Origin of the sequence: Pseudomonas sp. TH10 (assembly GCF_016651255.1) — a bacterium.
GTDB lineage: Bacteria > Pseudomonadota > Gammaproteobacteria > Pseudomonadales > Pseudomonadaceae > Aquipseudomonas.
This window is the reverse complement of record NZ_JAEKEG010000117.1, coordinates 1-16575: the sequence shown is the minus strand read 5'-3', so window position 1 is coordinate 16575 and position 16575 is coordinate 1. Positions and strand designations below refer to the sequence as shown.

General features: G+C 62.1%; 15 protein-coding genes and 1 pseudogene. All 16 read left to right on the top strand.

The annotated features are described in order from the left end of the window. Positions 1-1280: 1280 nt before the first annotated feature. Positions 1281-2390 carry a hypothetical protein gene (locus JFT80_RS18045; RefSeq protein ID WP_201148787.1) on the top strand — a complete coding sequence of 370 codons (1110 nt, stop codon included), beginning with the start codon at positions 1281-1283 and terminating at the stop codon, positions 2388-2390. Next, entirely contained in the window at positions 2288-4552 is a 2265-nt protein-coding gene (locus JFT80_RS18040; protein WP_201148786.1) for a hypothetical protein, read from the top strand. The genes JFT80_RS18045 and JFT80_RS18040 overlap by 103 nt, the downstream gene beginning before the upstream one ends. Before the next feature lie 280 nt (positions 4553-4832). Next, positions 4833-5732, top strand: a complete 900-nt coding sequence (locus JFT80_RS18035; RefSeq protein WP_201148785.1) for a hypothetical protein — start codon at positions 4833-4835, stop codon at positions 5730-5732. Beyond that, on the top strand, positions 5665-6447 hold the full coding sequence (locus tag JFT80_RS18030) for a hypothetical protein (protein ID WP_201148784.1): 783 nt from the start codon (positions 5665-5667) through the stop codon (positions 6445-6447). The genes JFT80_RS18035 and JFT80_RS18030 overlap by 68 nt, the downstream gene beginning before the upstream one ends. A gap of 86 nt (positions 6448-6533) precedes the next feature. Continuing rightward, positions 6534-7061, top strand: a complete 528-nt coding sequence (locus tag JFT80_RS18025) for an NEL-type E3 ubiquitin ligase domain-containing protein (protein ID WP_201148783.1) — start codon at positions 6534-6536, stop codon at positions 7059-7061. Between the two features lie 57 nt (positions 7062-7118). Next, positions 7119-7727 (top strand): hypothetical protein, encoded by a 609-nt coding sequence (locus JFT80_RS18020; RefSeq protein ID WP_201148782.1) that lies wholly within the window; start codon positions 7119-7121, stop codon positions 7725-7727. A 158-nt stretch (positions 7728-7885) separates the two neighbouring features. After that, positions 7886-8656, top strand: coding sequence for a helix-turn-helix domain-containing protein (locus JFT80_RS18015; protein WP_201148781.1), 771 nt, complete (start codon positions 7886-7888; stop codon positions 8654-8656). Beyond that, positions 8646-10295 (top strand): type III secretion system outer membrane ring subunit SctC, encoded by a 1650-nt coding sequence (sctC, locus tag JFT80_RS18010; RefSeq protein WP_318653933.1) that lies wholly within the window; start codon positions 8646-8648, stop codon positions 10293-10295. The genes JFT80_RS18015 and sctC overlap by 11 nt, the downstream gene beginning before the upstream one ends. Position 10296: 1 nt before the next feature. Then, positions 10297-11397: a type III secretion system gatekeeper subunit SctW gene (gene sctW / locus JFT80_RS18005; protein WP_201148780.1), complete on the top strand. Its 1101-nt coding sequence runs from the start codon at positions 10297-10299 to the stop codon at positions 11395-11397. 19 nt (positions 11398-11416) lie between these two features. Continuing rightward, complete coding sequence (locus tag JFT80_RS25630; RefSeq protein ID WP_374091373.1) at positions 11417-11953, top strand: FHIPEP family type III secretion protein; 537 nt, start codon at positions 11417-11419, stop codon at positions 11951-11953. Next, the gene (locus JFT80_RS18000; protein WP_374091372.1) at positions 11874-13469 is read left to right on the top strand and encodes an FHIPEP family type III secretion protein; all 1596 of its coding nucleotides are present in this window, start codon (positions 11874-11876) and stop codon (positions 13467-13469) included. Before JFT80_RS25630 ends, JFT80_RS18000 begins: the two co-directional genes overlap by 80 nt. Before the next feature lie 13 nt (positions 13470-13482). Beyond that, positions 13483-13890, top strand: a complete 408-nt coding sequence (locus JFT80_RS17995) for an Invasion protein B family (protein ID WP_201148779.1) — start codon at positions 13483-13485, stop codon at positions 13888-13890. After that, a complete protein-coding gene (gene sctN, locus JFT80_RS17990) occupies positions 13887-15176 on the top strand; it encodes a type III secretion system ATPase SctN (protein WP_201148778.1) in 1290 nt (429 codons plus the stop codon). Before JFT80_RS17995 ends, sctN begins: the two co-directional genes overlap by 4 nt. Next, positions 15070-15474: a hypothetical protein gene (locus JFT80_RS25625; RefSeq protein WP_374091371.1), complete on the top strand. Its 405-nt coding sequence runs from the start codon at positions 15070-15072 to the stop codon at positions 15472-15474. Before sctN ends, JFT80_RS25625 begins: the two co-directional genes overlap by 107 nt. Beyond that, positions 15362-15616 carry a hypothetical protein gene (locus tag JFT80_RS17980; protein WP_274610203.1) on the top strand — a complete coding sequence of 85 codons (255 nt, stop codon included), beginning with the start codon at positions 15362-15364 and terminating at the stop codon, positions 15614-15616. The genes JFT80_RS25625 and JFT80_RS17980 overlap by 113 nt, the downstream gene beginning before the upstream one ends. Before the next feature lie 237 nt (positions 15617-15853). After that, positions 15854-16575 (top strand): annotated as a pseudogene (locus tag JFT80_RS17975) (hypothetical protein); the annotation flags it as partial.

Below are 16575 nucleotides of genomic sequence, written 5' to 3'. Positions count from 1 at the left end.
TGCGTGAACACTTTTCCCGGGTTTTAAGGCTTCGAATTAGGGACGTGGTCAGTGCAGGATTATTCGACAGTCCTAAGGATGTACACGCTTACATGGCGAGGTTCTCGTTTCCGAAGACGACGGATGGTGATGTGTTGAAAGTGGTGTTGTTGTCGGATCTGCGCCTTGACGGAAGGCCCCGAAATGGGCGGACTATTACATGAGCATGGCGTCCTGGAAAAAGTACTTCCTGCTGGCGGGGGCCGTGGTAGGCGCGGGCGTCCCTCGCTCTTTTGTGCGGGTGTCAAGCTGTCGAGGCCACTCCAAGGAACTTGATTCTAATCAATGACGCGCTATGAGTATTGACCCTTCCTCGTTCTGCGGCCATCCGGCCGTTGCAGTCGCCGCTGTCAGTCACGCCTTTGCCCGGGTTTGCACGCACGTGGCGTCGGCACTGCAAGGCATCCGCGAACCCGCGCTACCCTTGGCGCCACTGGTAACGACCAGTCGCGGCGAGTCTTGGTACAGGCCAGCCTCCAGGCAGGCACAGGATGCGTTGCAGATGTTGCTGCTGACGCCGCCTGTTGACTTGCACCCGCGCCTGCAAACGGCGCTCCTGGTCATTGTCGTGGAGCATATGCGGCGTCTGCCGCATGCTGCGGGTCAGGAGGCGAGCGTCATTGCGGCTATCACGGCGGCGCTGTGCGCCGGCGGTACGCTGGAAGATGCGTACGGGTCGGTGACGGCGGCCCGGCGCGATGCGTTGTGGCTTGGCGGACCTTACCGCAACGGCGATCCGGCCCGCGATCTGCTGCTTGATTACCTGGCATTCATTCAGGGCCAGGTCATCGAAATGGCCATGAGCCGTCGCCAGCATGCCTGTACCGATTACCGGCAGTTACCCGAGCGGTTCGATCAGCGACAGGCGGCGCTGGCGGAGCGATTGGGGCAAGTCGAAACGCAGGCGTTGGCGAGTGGGGCGCTGGTTGAGTATCGCCAGCTCAATCAGTGGTTGTATCGCCAGGAGCTCTTCGTGCAGTTGCCCGTCGGCGTGGTCCAGCAGTTTGTCAATTTACTGTGGCTGCCCGGCTTTACGTTGCCAGCGTTGGCCAGGCAACTCATTGCCTGTTGCCAGGGGCAGGTGAGCGCCCAAACGCTCAGTGACGATTGGCGGGCAATCGGACCGCGACTCAAGCATGCCTCCACGCCTGGCGAGCTTGTCAACGGCATCAGCGGTGCTCTGGAAAAGGGGCTGCTGACCCCGCTTGCGCTGGTGTCCGGGCTGTACGCGCTGAGCGACTATGCCGGTGTCCGTGATCCCGGTGGGTTTGCTTCTGGGGGCGATGGCCGGCGCCTGCCAGCAAGCACTGTCAGGCCGGCTGCGCGAATATGTCGGCAGCCCCTCGCTGGAGTCCACGCGCCTTTTGCAGGCACTGAATCGGCTGGCGGCTAATTGCGCAAGCCTCAAGCACTGCACGCAACCGCTGTTAGACGCGCCGGCGGCATTGCTCAAACCAGTCCCGGCGGCATCGTCTGGGATATTGCAGGTGGTGGTCCCCTCCCAGGCCGGGGCCGATGTCCGGCGACCGTGGAACCAGCACCAACGGCTGCTCCAGTTGGGCGGTGTATCGCCGCCGGCGCATGAGCCGTCGCCGGCCACCTCGGTCGGGACGCGACCGAGCGGCATCTTGCACACGGTTCGACACGGTGCTCAATCCATCCTCGGCGGTGCCGTCGGCTGGCTCGGGCAAAAGCGCCCACTCGCCGTGCACCAGGCGGGCGTCGAGGCGCCGTTGTTAAATACCGATTGCGGCGTCTGCCTGCCGACCACCGCGCCCATCGCCATCGCGGGCCAGCATTGGTCTGCACCGGTGGCCGCGTTGGGCGCTGTCGTCGCCGGCGGAGTATTCGTGACGGGGGCAAACGCGCTTTACCAGTATATGAAACACTCCGGCCCCGACCTGGGCCTGCTCGACAGCGAGCGGGTATTCGCCCAGCCTCCACCCCATGTGCAGGCCTTGCTGGATGAGCTGAAAAACCATTGGCACCTCACGCCCGAGGGTGAGCTGACGTCCACCTGGGACGCGCTCATGGCGATGCGCGCCGGCCCCGATACCAGCGCGCCACGGGCCCGCGTCCGCGCCCTGCTGCACCAGGATTTTGGCGAGTCGCTTTCGCGACTGCCGGGCCTTGCAACCCCGCGGCTGACGCCGACTTCGGCGAATTCGATGCCCTTGAAGAACCCGCGCCAGTGCGTCATCGGCGTGCCCTGCAGGCCCAGGCCGGGACGGGCCCGCAGGCGGCTGAGGTGGTCCTGGCCGAGGAGGTCATCGCCTTGCTCGATCAGGCAGCGTCCGGTGCGCAACAGCAGGATCAGTGGTTGCAGCAAGAGGTCTTGCGTGAAATGTTGAGCAGCCTGCCGGCCGGGCACTGGCTGCACAACGCCCGTGCCGGCGAACAGGCACTGTGGCTGACGACCACGCAGAACCTGGAGGGGTGTTACCAGCGCCTGGCTAACCTGACGTATGACTCGCTGGCGCAGTTCGAGGCGCAACGGCCCGCCCTGCGGCAAGCCCTGGCCGAGGTCAATCAGAGCGAACTGCAACTGGCCGTGCTGAAAAGCCGGCTCAAGGGTGATTTGAGCCCTGGCGGCTCGTATATGGGCGGGCTGGCGGTCGTGATGGCGGCCCTCAACAACGACCCGCAGGTGGCTGTCGGCAGCCTGCACCTGGCCGTCGGCGAAGGGGCGGATGCCGTCTCGGTGACACTGGCGCAATGGCAGGTGTTCGTCCGGCACAATGCCAAGGGCGAGGAGGACGGCGTGGTGCTGTACCGGCCCGCCGAGCGACGGGTGCAGGCGTTCAGTTCGCAGCAGGAAATGTACCAGTACCTGGATCTCAAGCGCATGCGCCAGTCCCTGTACGCCGAGGTCCAGCCACCGGCAACACCGGGGCCTGCTGCCAGTCGCCCAGCCGTGTCCAGGTCAATGCCGGAGCTCGCCTTGCAGGCCGCCTCACCCGCACAACGAGCCAAGTGGCAACGAACGCTCGATGAACTCGGGCGACGACCGGATCGCTGGACACCTGAGCAGTTGCAACTACGCACCTACCCCGGCGCCAGCCTGCAGGCAAAGCTTGAGTACCATGCCGGGGCGTCGCTGGACCGGGAGCAGGCGCGGCTGCAAAGGCTGGCCGCGAATCCAGAGCTCGCCGCGCAAACGGCGGCGGCCGCGCGTACCGAACAGCAGTACGCGACCTTCGTTGATGAGAACCTGCCCACGCTGCGCGCCTTCACCCAGCGCAACGAAAGCCAGCTACTGACCAAGAACCTGCAGGGTAAGGGCGGGCTGGCGGCCAATGCCACGGTTGATGCCGATGCGGTGCTGATCACCTTCAATGACCAGACCATGAGCTGGACCGATTGGGTCCTGGAAGGCTACCGCCGGCACGGCGATAACGTGATCGCGGCCAGCAACAATTTCCTCGCCGATGCCCGCTTCGAGCATGAAAATCCGGCCGTGGTCCGGGCACTGAGTACCCCGGACATCAAGCAAGGTGTCCAGCAGCATTTGCGCAGTACCTACGCCGGCGATCAGTACATCCAGTACCTGGAGCCTTGGCTCGCGCCCAACGACCCGCGCGGGCAAACCTTCCGCCAACTGAAGACGGCCTTGATCCAGCAGCAACTGCAGGTGACGCTGGAGCAGGCGCGAGTCGACGGGACGATCGACCCGCACACCGCCCAGGCGTTCAAGACCCTGGTGGACGGCTTGCCTACAGTCACGGACACGGGAAAAGCCAGCCTGCAGGCGTTCCAGGTCAACGGACGGCGAATTCCCGAGGTGCTGGTATTGTCGTTGCGCCAGCGCGCCACGGGGCAGCGCACCGCTGCCGCACTACGCAGCGATTACCTGTACGTGCAGGGCCCTTACGGCCCGGAACTGCTGAAGCTCTCGGACTACCAGCAACGGATAAAAATCCCCGGCGCGTACTACGACGATCTGCAGGCACGCGCCTTGCTGAGGGACAAGCAGCTGGTCGAAGCGATTCAGCGCGGCCAATCGGACACCAGGGCGACCACCGCGCCGATCGCTGATTTTACCCGGCACGTCGGCGACCAGTGGTTGCTGGACGGCATCGACAATATCCGTGAGGCCAGCACCAGCCGTCACGAGATGATGCTCGAGCAAGCGGTCAAGGGCCTGCGAGCGGCGGCTGGCGTGACCTGCACGGCCGGCAGCCTGGGGATCGCGGCGGTGCCCTGCGGGGCGTTGACCTTGGGGTTGATCGGCCATGATGTTGGCGGTGCGCTGCACCACCTCGAACGTGGCAGGCCCGACGACGCCTTGCTGGACGTGGCTTTCCTGGGGCTGGATGCACTGGATGTCGGCGCGGGGCTGCGCGCGCTCAAGCTTGGCCCGTTGTTGCACTGGGCCGGCAAGCCGCGCTTCAGCAGCGCCATCGAGCTGAACGAAGCTGCGCAGGCCATGGTCCGGCAACGCGACACGGCCTTTACCCCCTTGGCGAGCTCAACGACGTCTTGGCGCGCAACGATGTCACCCGTGACCAGTTGACGGCACTCTCCCTGCGTCCGGGCAAGGCCGATGCAGGCACCTTGTACAGCCATGACGGCAAGCACTATATCCAGGATCGGTACCAGGACCATGACCAGGTCCGGGTGTACGAGGTGTATTCGGACAATGCCTGGGCGACGGTGCGCGTACGCGATCCGCAACGGCCCAATGGTCATGGCGCGCCGGTGCATTATCGCGACGGTCACTGGCGGGCCGATGAAGGGGGCTTGCCGGGCGGGGGGCAGGGTCTTCCGGTCTCGGGACCGAGGATAAATCGAGATTGCTGGGCGAGGGCGCAGGCACTTCCGGAATCAGTAGCGAGGATCAGTGGAAGGCGTATCTGCGGCTGTTCAGGTTTGACCCCGAGAATCGGTCGCACGCGGATGTAATCCGCGCGCTACGTAGTTCGATCGAGAATAATAAACCGCTGCCTCAATCATCCTGTGAGTTTCTGAAGAATAAGAGTGATGGATGGCGTGCCTATGGGCTGTTTGGGCAGAAACCCTTTGACTCTGACTCGCTCAAAAACAGTTTTGATCCAAATTCGCTCAAGCAAATAGCGGCGGATTTTGATTTCTCGAATGCCCCGGCCCTGGCTGAGTGGTTGTTGCACGACAGGCTCGGGTATAGCGGGCCGCGTAAGGCTAAATGGCCTCTTTGGGGGGTAAAGTACGCGAGGGAGGAAACGGTCCTTAATTACTATTCGCCAGAAGACGTGCTGATTGACATGAAGGCATTCGCAGGCGTCGACGTCACCCGCGCCTACCTAAGGGAATTCGATATCCTTGAAAAGGACGCGCGCCAGCGTCTGCTTACCGACAGGATCAATGGTCGAAAGGTGCTGCTCAATGAGTTTCCCAGGCGGGTATTGTTTGAAGCCAGGGTGCAAGAGTTGATCGAATCCGGCGCTTTCGCCGATGCTCAGGCGGTGCGCTATTACCTGGCTGCGTTCTCGTTTCCAGCCGACGGCGATAATCCTGAAAATGGCATTGCTCAAAGCGCGAATCAAGGGCGGCAGGACGCCCGCCTGGGCGGGGATCTATTTACAGCTCGAGTCCTGGAAGCCCTACCGCAGTGCGATGGCCCTGACGCCAGAGGCGCGTCGCCTTGCCTTGCAGCAAGTGCTGGTCAGCGAAGGCGTCTGTATCGATCTCAAGCACGCTTACAATTATCTGTTTAAACAATTTGCGGCGTTAGACGAAGTAGACGACCCACTGTGGGATCTATCCGAAGAGCTTGTGTTGGCAGCGCTATTGGAGGGCGATCGAAGGCCGGTGTGGGCGATCGGGAATGTTATGCCGCAGTTTCTGATGAATATTTACAGGAGTGAAGACATACCGGCAGACATGTCTCGGCTCGAAATTGTTTTCCGCCCTGGCAGTCTTGAGCAGAGCCTGCTTCTACCCGCGGATATGCGACGTTTGAGTTCTTTGAAGATTGTCAGCGATAGCGCCGTTACCACACCGCTTGAAGTGCGATTGCCGATTAACATGCCCAGACTGAAGGCGCTTCACGTCCAGGGAGTCACGTTCCAGCAGCGGTTGTCGCTGAACAAAATGTCTGAGTTGGAAAAACTCAAAATCGTCAACTGCAACGACGAAAAAGTGCTCTGCTTTTCCAATCTGCCCAAGCTTGGGTGGGTGCAGATCACCAGCAACGTGCAGTTGCGCGAGTTGAAAGTGGGGCGTGGCATCCGCCGTTTGCAAACGCTGGACGTCTCGTCCAATCCGCAGTTGCGCGAGTTGGTATTGGGCTCCTCCATGGACGAATTGAAAACACTGTCCGTCACCTCCAATCCGAACCTTCAGGCGACAAGATTAACGTTTCCCGCAGTGATGCCTGAACTGCAGGCACTGGACCTGCATGGTAATAATCTGCCGGATGTGGCCTTTTAAGGCATGTGCGTCTCCCTGAGCTATGGAGGTTGGACCTTTCGTGCAATCAATTGCGCAGCCTGGCGTCAATACCCCGCTTGCCAGCGTTGGCAGAACTGCAACTGGAGGTTAACGCTTTCAGGGAAGTACCAGGCTTTGTGACGGGCCTCACGGAGCGCGTGGAGGTCAATATGGTCGGTAATTTTATCAGTGATGGCGCGCAGCGCAAATTCGAAGTCGACATGGCACGCCAGCGCCTTGGTCATGCCATTGTGCGCTTTATTGACGGCGCTGATGAGTCCGCCAGCCGTTACACGCGACGGCTGAGTGATATGGCGACGATATGGTTGGGTGAGCAGGAGGGCGTGGCTTTGCGGAGCCTATGGGCCAGCTTCGAAGGCGAAGCCTGCGCAACGGAGTTTTCAACCTTCCTGGGGCAGTTGTACCAGTCAAAGCGTTTCGACGACGTTGTATTCAGGCAGGAAGTGTCAGCATGGCTGGAAAGATTGGCGACTGATACTGAGTTGCGCCGGGAGACGTTTCGGGCGGCCGATAGCGCTTGCGCAAGCTGCGACGACCGGGTGTCTTCGGTGTACAACAAAATGCAGGCAATAGACCTGCGTTTCAATGTGTAAAAGGAGCGAGCGTTTTATGCAAGTGCCCGTGCCCGGCTGGCCCTATGGTTGCGAATCATGTCTAAGGATGGGGGCGTTGAAATGGATGTTGGAGGTTTGCAAGGGTATCAGATCACCTGCTGGTCTGAGCCGAGCGATAGCCGTGTTGGCGGTGCGTCGGTGCCGGGGGAAATGGTGTCGGTGTCCAACAGTACGGGTTCCAGTGTCCAGGTTTCAGGGGCGCGAAGGTCCGCAAGGCGGCCGCCTTCGCTGTTTCGGGAGTTGCGGGGTGCCGTCTGTGGCGGGAGTCACTATCTCTATATCGGCGACTCGTATGGGCATCGAATCGGTTTCGACACCGAGGCTATCGGTTACTCCAGGCCCGGCGACAGGACGCATGAAAAAGCCGAGTTCAAGATCGCCAGGCTGGAACACCGCTTTCTTGACCGCCAGCTCGATTTAGGGCGGGCCGTTGCTGATGCGGCGCGCGATAACGGCAAGCGCAAGAACAGGATTCTCGACGTCAACAGGCGTCGCCTGCTACAGGCGCAAGCACTGAAGACCCGGTTGGGCGACGCCCTGTCTTCGCAGATAAGACTTGATGATCTGATCAATCAATATGAGTCGTTCAGCGTCGGCATCACCCACAAAAGCCCCCGACTCCTGGCATTTCAACTCAGGCCGTGACCCGAGGGTAATGGTTTGGGCGATACGCCGTTCTGCGAACAACAGGGCGGATCCGTCTGATCCGCTTCTGTCATCACTTTCTCATCAAGATTGGTTGCTGGTGCCCCCCACACAATGCCCGCCGGGAAATACCCGGAGCAAGCAATGAGGTGTCGAGCATGCACACAGATGAATCGTCAGAGGGGGTCACAACGCTGCAAGGCTGGTGCGCCTCAATCAAGCCTGGCGAGCATGTAGTGCGCATCCACAATGGTCCGTCATTTTTGTATCTGGGGCACCGTGACAGTTCGGTGCAGTGGTGCCTGCCGCCTGGTAGCGCCGGGCTGCTGGCTGCCAAGCCAGGTTTGCAGGTGCTGGAGGGCAGCGCCAGGCTGTTGCCGGTGTCGCGCATGAGCCTGGTGAAACTGCAGTTTTTTATCGACCAGGGCGTGTCGTCCAATAGCCAGTCTGCACCAGAGCAACCCTGGGCCTGGCTGGGTAATGGCTGTTTATCCCAGGCGACGGGCGCCGCGCTGGACTTCTGGTACCTCTCGCTCGCCTTGCGCGAGGGGCGCGATTATCAGGCCTTTGCACGCTTGCTGCGCCAGGGCGAGAGTTATCAGTTGCTTGGCTTCTTGCTGCAGGAAGGGGTCGGTAGTGAAAAGCTGCAAGACCTGGCCGGCCGCTACGGCGTCTCGGTGTCGCACTTTCGCCGGCTTTGCCAGCAGGCGCTCGGTGGTGCGGCGAAGCCGGAGCTGCGCGAATGGCGCACCGCCCGGGCGCTCCTGACCCTGGTCGAGGGGAGCGGTTCGCTCACCGATATTGCCCTGGAGCATGGTTACGCCTCCTCTTCGCATTTCTCCAAGGAAGTAAGAGAGCTGGTCGGCGTTGCGCCGAGCAGCTTGATCGACATTACCCGACTTTCGGACGATTCAGTTGATGATGTTTAAACGCTTTTGTTCACCCGCCGTGGTACTGGCAATGTGTTGTGTGCTACCGGGCACCGCGTCGGCAGCGCCGGCCCGGGAAGGGGAAGGTTACGTCGCCAGACAGGAAAGCCTGCGGACCTTCTTCGACGCCTTGTCGGCGCCCCTGGGCAAGCCGATCGTGCTCAGCAAGGCAGCGGCACGTCGCACCATCACCGGGGAGTTTGCCCTGGCCCAGCCGCAACAGACCCTGGAGCGTATCGCCCGGCAGATGGCGCTCATCTGGTACAGCGATGGTCAGTCGCTGTACGTCTACGAAGCCGCCGAGGCCAAAAGCAGCGTCGTGTCCCTGAGCACCATTACCGTGGAAAAGCTCACCGGCTTTCTGCGCCGCTCCGGCCTGCTGGATGCGCGCTACCCCCTGCGCAATGACGGGCTGCGTACTTTCTACGTCGCCGGGCCACCGATCTACGTTGACCTGGTGATGCAGGCGGCCAGGTTCATGGACACCCAGAGCGCGGACCTGCAGTTGGGGCAGCAGCGCATTGGCGTGATCAATCTGCACAACACCTTTGTCGGTGATCGCCAGTACGAGTTGCGCGATCAGAAAATCACCATCCCCGGGATGGCCACGGCCATCGAAACCCTGCTGGCGGGTGAAACCCGCGGCGTTGAAACTGCCATCAGCCAGGAGTCCGGGCGGAGCGCCAGGATGCCGGATTTTCCGCTGCAAGGGCTGGGCACCCTTGAGTCGGCGTCCGGTGACCCGGATGCGCCGCGCATCGTTGCCCGTGACCTGGCTGCCGGCAACATCCGCGTAGTGGCCTATCCCGACACCAACAGCCTGCTGGTCAAGGGCCTGCCTGAGCAGGTGCGGTTTATCGAAAACCTCGCTGCGGCCCTGGATGAGCCCAAGCGACACGTGGAGCTGACCCTGTGGATCATCGACTTGCAAAAGGACGACCTGAACGAGCTGGGGGTCAACTGGCGCGGTTCGCTGAAGGTCGGCTCACAGGCCCAGGCCTCGCTTAATGGCGGGTCCCTGAGTACCCTCGATGGTCCTTCGTTCATGGCGGCGGTCGCCGGATTGGAGACCGATAACCGGGCACGCGTGGTGTCGCGCCCGGTGGTGCTGACCCAGGAAAATGTCCCGGCCATCTTCGACAACAATCGCACCTTCTACGCAAAGCTCGTAGGCGAGCGCAACTCGCAACTCGAACATGTTACCTACGGCACGCTGGTCAGCGTCCTGCCGCGGATTTCGCCGGTCGGCGAAGTTGAGATGGAGCTGAACATCGAAGACGGTGACGCGATTCAGTCCGAAAATGCCGGCCCGGACAGCTTGCCGACCGTCGGCCGTACCCGCATCAGTACGGTCGCCCGGGTCCCCCAGGGCAAGAGCCTGTTGGTGGGCGGATTTACCCGGGATGAAAGTGGCGAGTTGCTGAGGAAAATCCCGGTGCTGGGACATATCCCTTATCTGGGTCGTTTGTTCAGCTATCGCCAGGCGCGTAAATCCAACACCGTGCGGGTGTTCCTGATCCAGCCCAAGCAGCTTGATACCCCGCTTGCACCCGGCGCGGCGCAGATCGGCGCCGAAGTCATCGGGGCCGTACCCCGCGATGCCGCCGACCGCGCCGTGCTGCGCGCGATGGATCGTTGAGATGGCCACTATCGGCGGTATTTCTTCACGCATGCAATTGACGCGCGCGCAGCAGAATAACCAGGCTCCGGTCAAGCAAGAAGAGCCGGCCGATGATGCAACCCCGGCAGCGGCGGTGGCGCAGTTTGTCGAGAACAGCGATGAAATGGCCGCCTCGCTGCGTTCGCAGTTTCGCCGCCGAGGGGATTTCGGTAACCAGTTCGAAGGCCTCTCCGAGAGTTTCGAACGGGTGCTGGAGGAGGACGTGGCGCCCAAGGCGAGCCAGGTCCAGAAGCTGGCCCAGCTGCCTGATCGCAGCATCGAATGGCTGCTGGCGCAGGCGCGCGGCCTGTTTCCCGATGACAGCGACCTGGTGCTGGTGCTGCGCGAATTGCTGCGGGCCAGGGACCTGGCCGATGCCACGCGCCGGCGCCTGGAAACCATTCTCCAGGAAGTACTGAACCAGGCCGAGCCGAAACGCCTGAAGGCCGGCATCAATTCGGCCCTCAAGGCCAAGATGTTTGGCAAGGCGCTGATGCTGCGCGCCAGCCTGATGCGCGATACCTACCGCTCGTTTCTCGAATCCGACGAAGGCGCCGCCCAGTCCTATGAAGACTGGATAACCCTGTACGGGCATCAACACCGTGGCTCGGTCCTGGAATTTATCGAAGCCGCCTTGCTCACCGATATCGACGCCCAGGACCCCAGTTGCTCGCGCGAGGAGTTTGGCCAGCTGTTGAAAAAACTCGGTGAGCTCAAGCGCTTACGTTCCGCCGATGTGATCTTCATTCAACGCCTGCTGGACGATGCGCTGGTGCGGCGGCACAACTCCAGTGAGCCTGACTGGCTGCTGTTCCTGTTGGGGCTGCTGAAGTATCCCGATGAGCTCGAACAGTTTCTGCACGGGGTCTTTGGTGAGCAGTTGCTGTTGGTCGACCACCGCGAGCGTGGCCAGTTGTTGCAGTTTTTGCGCCTGACCTGCCTGTCGCTGCCCGTGAGCCTGTTCGACGATGAAGAGTCTTTGCAGCGCGTTGCAGAGCAGTTTACCCAGCTGGCGGACCTGGTGTACGCCCACGAAACCATTCAGCGTCATGCCGCCCTTGTGGGTCGTTCCAATCCTTAGTTTTCAAGGTATGTACACCATGTTCGATAAAATTTTACGCAGTGTTACTTCTAGGCCGGAACTGCTGATCCTGACGCTGATGGTGATGATCATCGCGATGCTGATCATCCCCTTGCCGACCGTGCTGGTGGATTTCCTGATCGGACTCAATATCGTCATCGCGATCCTGATTTTCATGGGCTCGTTCTACATCGAGCGCATCCTCAGCTTCTCGACCTTCCCCGCGTTGCTGCTGATCACCACCTTGTTCCGCCTGGCGTTATCCATCAGTACCAGTCGGCTGATCCTGACCCAGGCCGATGCGGGGGAGATCATTGCCTCGTTCGGCGAGTTCGTCATCGGCGACAGCCTGGTGGTGGGCTTCGTGATTTTCTCGATTGTCACCATCGTGCAGTTCATCGTCATCACCAAGGGCTCCGGAGCGGGTCGCCGAGGTGGCGGCACGTTTCTCGCTAGATGGTATGCCCGGCAAGCAGATGAGCATCGACGGCGACCTCAAGGCCGGCTCGATCGACACCAAGGAAGCCCGCGAGCGACGCAGTACGCTGGAGCGTGAAAGCCAGTTGTATGGGTCGTTCGACGGTGCCATGAAGTTCATCAAGGGCGATGCGATTGCCGGCATCATCATTATCTTCGTCAACTTCCTCGGCGGCATCGCCATTGGTGTCGGGCAGTTGGGCATGGACATGACCACGGCCTTGCACACCTACACCTTGCTGACCATCGGCGATGGCCTGGTGGCGCAGATTCCGGCACTGCTGATCGCCATTGGCGCCGGCTTTATCGTGACCCGGGTCAACGGCGACGAAGCCAACCTGGGTCGCAACATGATGACCCAGATGCTGGGCAATCCCTTTGTGATCGGGGTCACCGCGTTTCTCGCGATCGGGGTCGGCATCCTGCCCGGTTTTCCGGTTGGCGTGTTCCTGCTGCTGGCCGGCGCGCTGGTGGCGCTGCTGTATTTCCGCCATCGGGCCAGGGGCAAGGCGGGTAGCCGCTCGGCAACCTCGGCCCAGACGCCTGCCGATGGCCAGCCGGGCAGCGAGCTGGGGCTGATCGACAACGTCGACAACATGGCCACCGAGACCATCGCACTGATGCTGCTGGTGCCCAATCAGCGCCTGGAAGAACTGCGCCAGGCACAGTTATGCGAGCGCTTTCGCAGCCAGTTTTTCGTCGATTACGGCATCCGCATTCCCGAGCCGCGGTTGCGCGGCGTTGACGCGCTGCCGCAAGGGCAGGTGGCCGTATTAATCAACGAGGTGCGCGCCGATCAGTTCGATATTCACTTCGACCGCTTGCGCATCGTCGATTACAAACCCGAACTCGAACACCTCAGCCTCGACCTGAGCACCGGCCTGGACAGCAACAAGCAGGCGAGCATCTGGGTGTCGTCCGCACACCGTGACAAGTTGCAGGGTATGGGGCATCAGCTACGCCCCGCCTATGACGAGTTTTATCGCTGCCTGGTGACATTGCTCGCACGCAATATCAACGAGTTTTTCGGCGTACAGGAAACCAAGACCCTGCTCGACGAAATGGAAGCGCGGTACCCCGACTTGCTCAAGGAAGTGTACCGCCATGCCACGGTGCAGAAGATTGCCGAGATCCTGCAACGGCTGATCAGCGAGCGCATTTCGGTGCGCAACATGAAACTGATCCTCGAGTCGCTGGCCCACTGGGGGTCCCGTGAAAAGGACGTGCTTGCCCTGGTCGAACACGTTCGCGGCAGCCTGGGGCGCTATATCAGTAACAAGTTTGCCCATGGCAACGATCTGCGGGTGCTGCTGCTGTCACCCGAGTTCGAGGACGTGATGCGCAAGGGCATCCGCCAGACCTCCGCCGGCAGCTTTCTCAACCTCGAGCCCGCCGCCAGCGACGAACTGATGGACCGCCTGGCCCTGGGTCTGGACAGCCTGCACTTCGCGCAAAAAGACCTGGTGCTCCTGGCGTCAGTCGATGTCCGGCGCTACATCAAAAAGTTTATCGAAGGCCGCTTCCGAGAATTGGACGTCGTTTCCTTTGGTGAGATTTCCGACAGCATTTCCGTAAACGTGATCAAGACCCTGTAAGGAAGATTTCCCTATGCAACATATCGATATTGCCTCTTTGCTCCGCGAAGCACTGCTGTTAAGCGGTTGCACTGACGAACAGATCGGGTCTTTCGACGGCCACAGCACCATTGAACTCGAACTCGCCAACCTGCCCAACATCAATATGGGGGTGATCGAGGACGGGCTGTGGTTCTGGAGTTCGCTGGTGGAGTCAGGCGACATGTTGCTGGGCCACTGTTCTGAATATTTGTTGCGTTTTCTGATGCAAGGCTGTGCGTTTGCCCGCACCGAGCAAATGCAACTGGCTGAAATCAACGGCCAGCTTGAAGTGCGGGTGTTGCTCGCCGAGAGCGCCTACGACAACGCCGAACAACTGGCCACCACCATTGAGGATTACCTGACCGCCTTGGCCACACTGTGCGAACTCGTGCGGCAATGAACAGGCTGCTGCTGGAGCGCCATGGCGCTCACCCGTTGCGCCTGAACGGGCCGCTGATCCAGGCGGCGTTGGACAACGTGGTGATTGGCGAAGTCTGCGAGGTCCGGCGCGATTGGCGCGACCCGCACATCAGCGCCCGGGCGCAGGTGATCGGTTTCTGTCCGGACGCGGTGCTGCTGAGCCTGCTCGGGGAGGCGCGGGGACTGTCCCGCGAATCGCTGATCGTGCCTACCGGCGCCTTGCTCAGCCTGCATTGCAGCTCAGCGATGCTCGGCGCCGTGGTCGACCCGCAAGGTGTCATTGTCGAGCGACTGGCGCCGAGCGACGCCTTCGACGGCCAGGACTATCCGGTGGATGCGGCGCCGCCGGCTTATCACCAGCGTCGCCCGGTCGACCGGCCGCTGGCCACCGGCGTGCGGGTGATCGACGGGCTGCTGACCTGTGGCATTGGCCAGCGCATCGGGATCTTTGCCGCAGCCGGTTCCGGCAAGACCTCGCTAATGAACATGCTGATCGCCCACAGCGACGCCGATATTTTTGTCGTTGGCCTGATTGGCGAGCGGGGGCGGGAGGTCACCGAGTTTGTCGAGAGCCTGCGCCAATCGGAACAATGCGCACGCTGCGTGGTGGTCTACGCCACGTCGGATTTTTCCTCGGTGGATCGCTGCAACGCCGCGCTGCAGGCCACGACCATCGCCGAATACTTTCGCGATCAGGGCTACAACGTGGTGTTGCTGCTCGATTCCATGACCCGCTATGCCCGGGCCCGGCGTGACCTGGCCCTGGCCGCCGGGGAGGCCCCGGCGCGGCGCGGCTATCCGGCGTCGGTATTCGATTCCCTGCCGCGCTTGCTGGAGCGTCCCGGCGTCACCGCCACCGGCAGTATCACCGCGTTCTACACGGTGCTGCTAGAAAGCGATGACGAGCCGGACCCGATTGCCGAGGAGATCCGCTCGATCCTCGACGGGCACATCTACCTCAGCCGCAAGCTCGCGGCCAGCGGGCATTTCCCGGCCATTGACGTGCTGCGCAGCGCCAGTCGCGTGGCCCACCAGGTCACCGAGCGCGAAACACAAGAACTGGCGGCACGTACCCGCGAGGTCTTGACCCGCCTCGAAGAACTGCAGGTGTTCCTTGACCTGGGTGAATACCGCCGAGGTGAAAACCCGGCCAACGACCATGCCATGGACCGGCGCGAAGCCCTGCTCGACTGGCTGCGCCAGGACCTGGCAGAGCCGTGTGCGCCGTCCCTGGCGCTGGAGGGCCTGCATGGCCTCATTGATTGAAGTCCGCCGACTGCTGCGCTTCAGTGACCATCGCCAGCAGCGCTGTGAGCTGGCCTTGAGCTCTGCCCGGCGCCGCTTGAGCCCGCTGGAACTGGAGCTGGGCGCCATCGACCGGCAAGCCGAGGGCTTCAGGGAACTCATGCTCAGCAACCGCATGGAGGCCCAAACCGTAAGCCACCTCGCAGCTGTTCGCCCAATTGCGGCGTCAGGCGGTGATCCGCCGCCAGATCGCCAACCTCGGCCTGGAGCGGGCCCGGGTGCTGGAGCGCCATGGCGAGATAGTGGAGCAACTGGATGACCTGCAGCAGCAGCGCAAAAGTCTGCAAGGCCGGCATGCGAAGTACCAGCACCTGGAGCAACGCCTGCTCGCCGAGCATCGTGCGCGCCGCTGGCGCCTCGAAGAACATGACATCGAAGAATTATTGGTGAAGAACAAATGAGCACCTCAAGTCCTGCAGCCATAACCCGTCCGGTGACAGCTGTACTGCCCGTGGATGAGCCTGGCGAACACGCCAGTCGGCCGCCTGTCGCGGAGCGCGATGAGTCGCCAGACCTGCCCGAGGGCGCGTTGGCATGGCTTGCGCAACTGCAGCCATTACCCGAGCCGCTGTCACGAGCCCCGACAGGGTCTAAGGAGGCGTCTGGAGCCGCACCAAAAAATCTCGGGCGCTGTGCCCATGGAGGCGCAGCCACAGGCCGGTGCGCCGGTTCAAGGTCAATCGGCCGCCAGGGGCTGGGCGCCTGCGCCCGTCATGATGGTGATGCTCGCCCCGACGTTACTACCGAGCACGCCTGGGCGGCCGCTGCAAACGACGGCAGCGCAATTGCCGGCGCCACCAGGCGCCATGGGGCTGCCAATGCCAGCGGTCAAGCCTGGGTCAGCGGTAGCAACGACGCCGACAATGCAGTTGCCTGTGAGCGATGTACCTGGCGTACCAGGCCGCGGGGCGGCAGCAATGACCGAAAGCCAGACGCAACCGGTGCCGGCCAACGCGGCGCAAGGCGCGGCGGGCACTGGGGCGGCAACGACGCCAGCAATGCACTCGCCTGTGTTGCCGGTGAGCGATGGGCCTCGCGTACCAGGCAGCGGGGCGGCCGCAATGGCCGAAAGCCCGGCGCAACCGGTGCCGGCCAATGCGGCGCAAGGCGTGGCGACCACCGTTTCGGCAACCTCAATGGCCAAGCCTGGCACCGAACCCGGGACAACAGCCGCCGATGGTGATACCCCGCCGCCCCAAAGCGCCCAACCGTTGCCACCCGGCCTTGAGCGTGCCGCACGGGCTCAGGGCAGGCCGCCGCCGGCCGTTTTTAACCCGCCGGCGGCGGGCAAGCCTGAAGTGCCCGCAGAGAAAGCGGCGCAACCCTACCTGCAGGTGCCCTTCAGCAAAGGCGATTGCGC

Bases quoted from the DNA above. Each gene is read 5' to 3' on its own strand.
- JFT80_RS17995 (WP_201148779.1), top strand. From the start codon at position 13,483: ATGCAACATATCGATATTGCCTCTTTGCTCCGCGAAGCACTGCTGTTA.
- JFT80_RS25630 (WP_374091373.1), top strand. From the start codon at position 11,417: ATGTTCGATAAAATTTTACGCAGTGTTACTTCTAGGCCGGAACTGCTG.
- JFT80_RS25625 (WP_374091371.1), top strand. From the start codon at position 15,070: ATGCCATGGACCGGCGCGAAGCCCTGCTCGACTGGCTGCGCCAGGACC.
- JFT80_RS18045 (WP_201148787.1), top strand. From the start codon at position 1,281: ATGCCGGTGTCCGTGATCCCGGTGGGTTTGCTTCTGGGGGCGATGGCC.
- sctN (WP_201148778.1), top strand. From the start codon at position 13,887: ATGAACAGGCTGCTGCTGGAGCGCCATGGCGCTCACCCGTTGCGCCTG.
- JFT80_RS18015 (WP_201148781.1), top strand. From the start codon at position 7,886: ATGCACACAGATGAATCGTCAGAGGGGGTCACAACGCTGCAAGGCTGG.
- JFT80_RS18020 (WP_201148782.1), top strand. From the start codon at position 7,119: ATGTCTAAGGATGGGGGCGTTGAAATGGATGTTGGAGGTTTGCAAGGG.
- sctW (WP_201148780.1), top strand. From the start codon at position 10,297: ATGGCCACTATCGGCGGTATTTCTTCACGCATGCAATTGACGCGCGCG.
- sctC (WP_318653933.1), top strand. From the start codon at position 8,646: ATGATGTTTAAACGCTTTTGTTCACCCGCCGTGGTACTGGCAATGTGT.
- JFT80_RS18000 (WP_374091372.1), top strand. From the start codon at position 11,874: ATGAGCATCGACGGCGACCTCAAGGCCGGCTCGATCGACACCAAGGAA.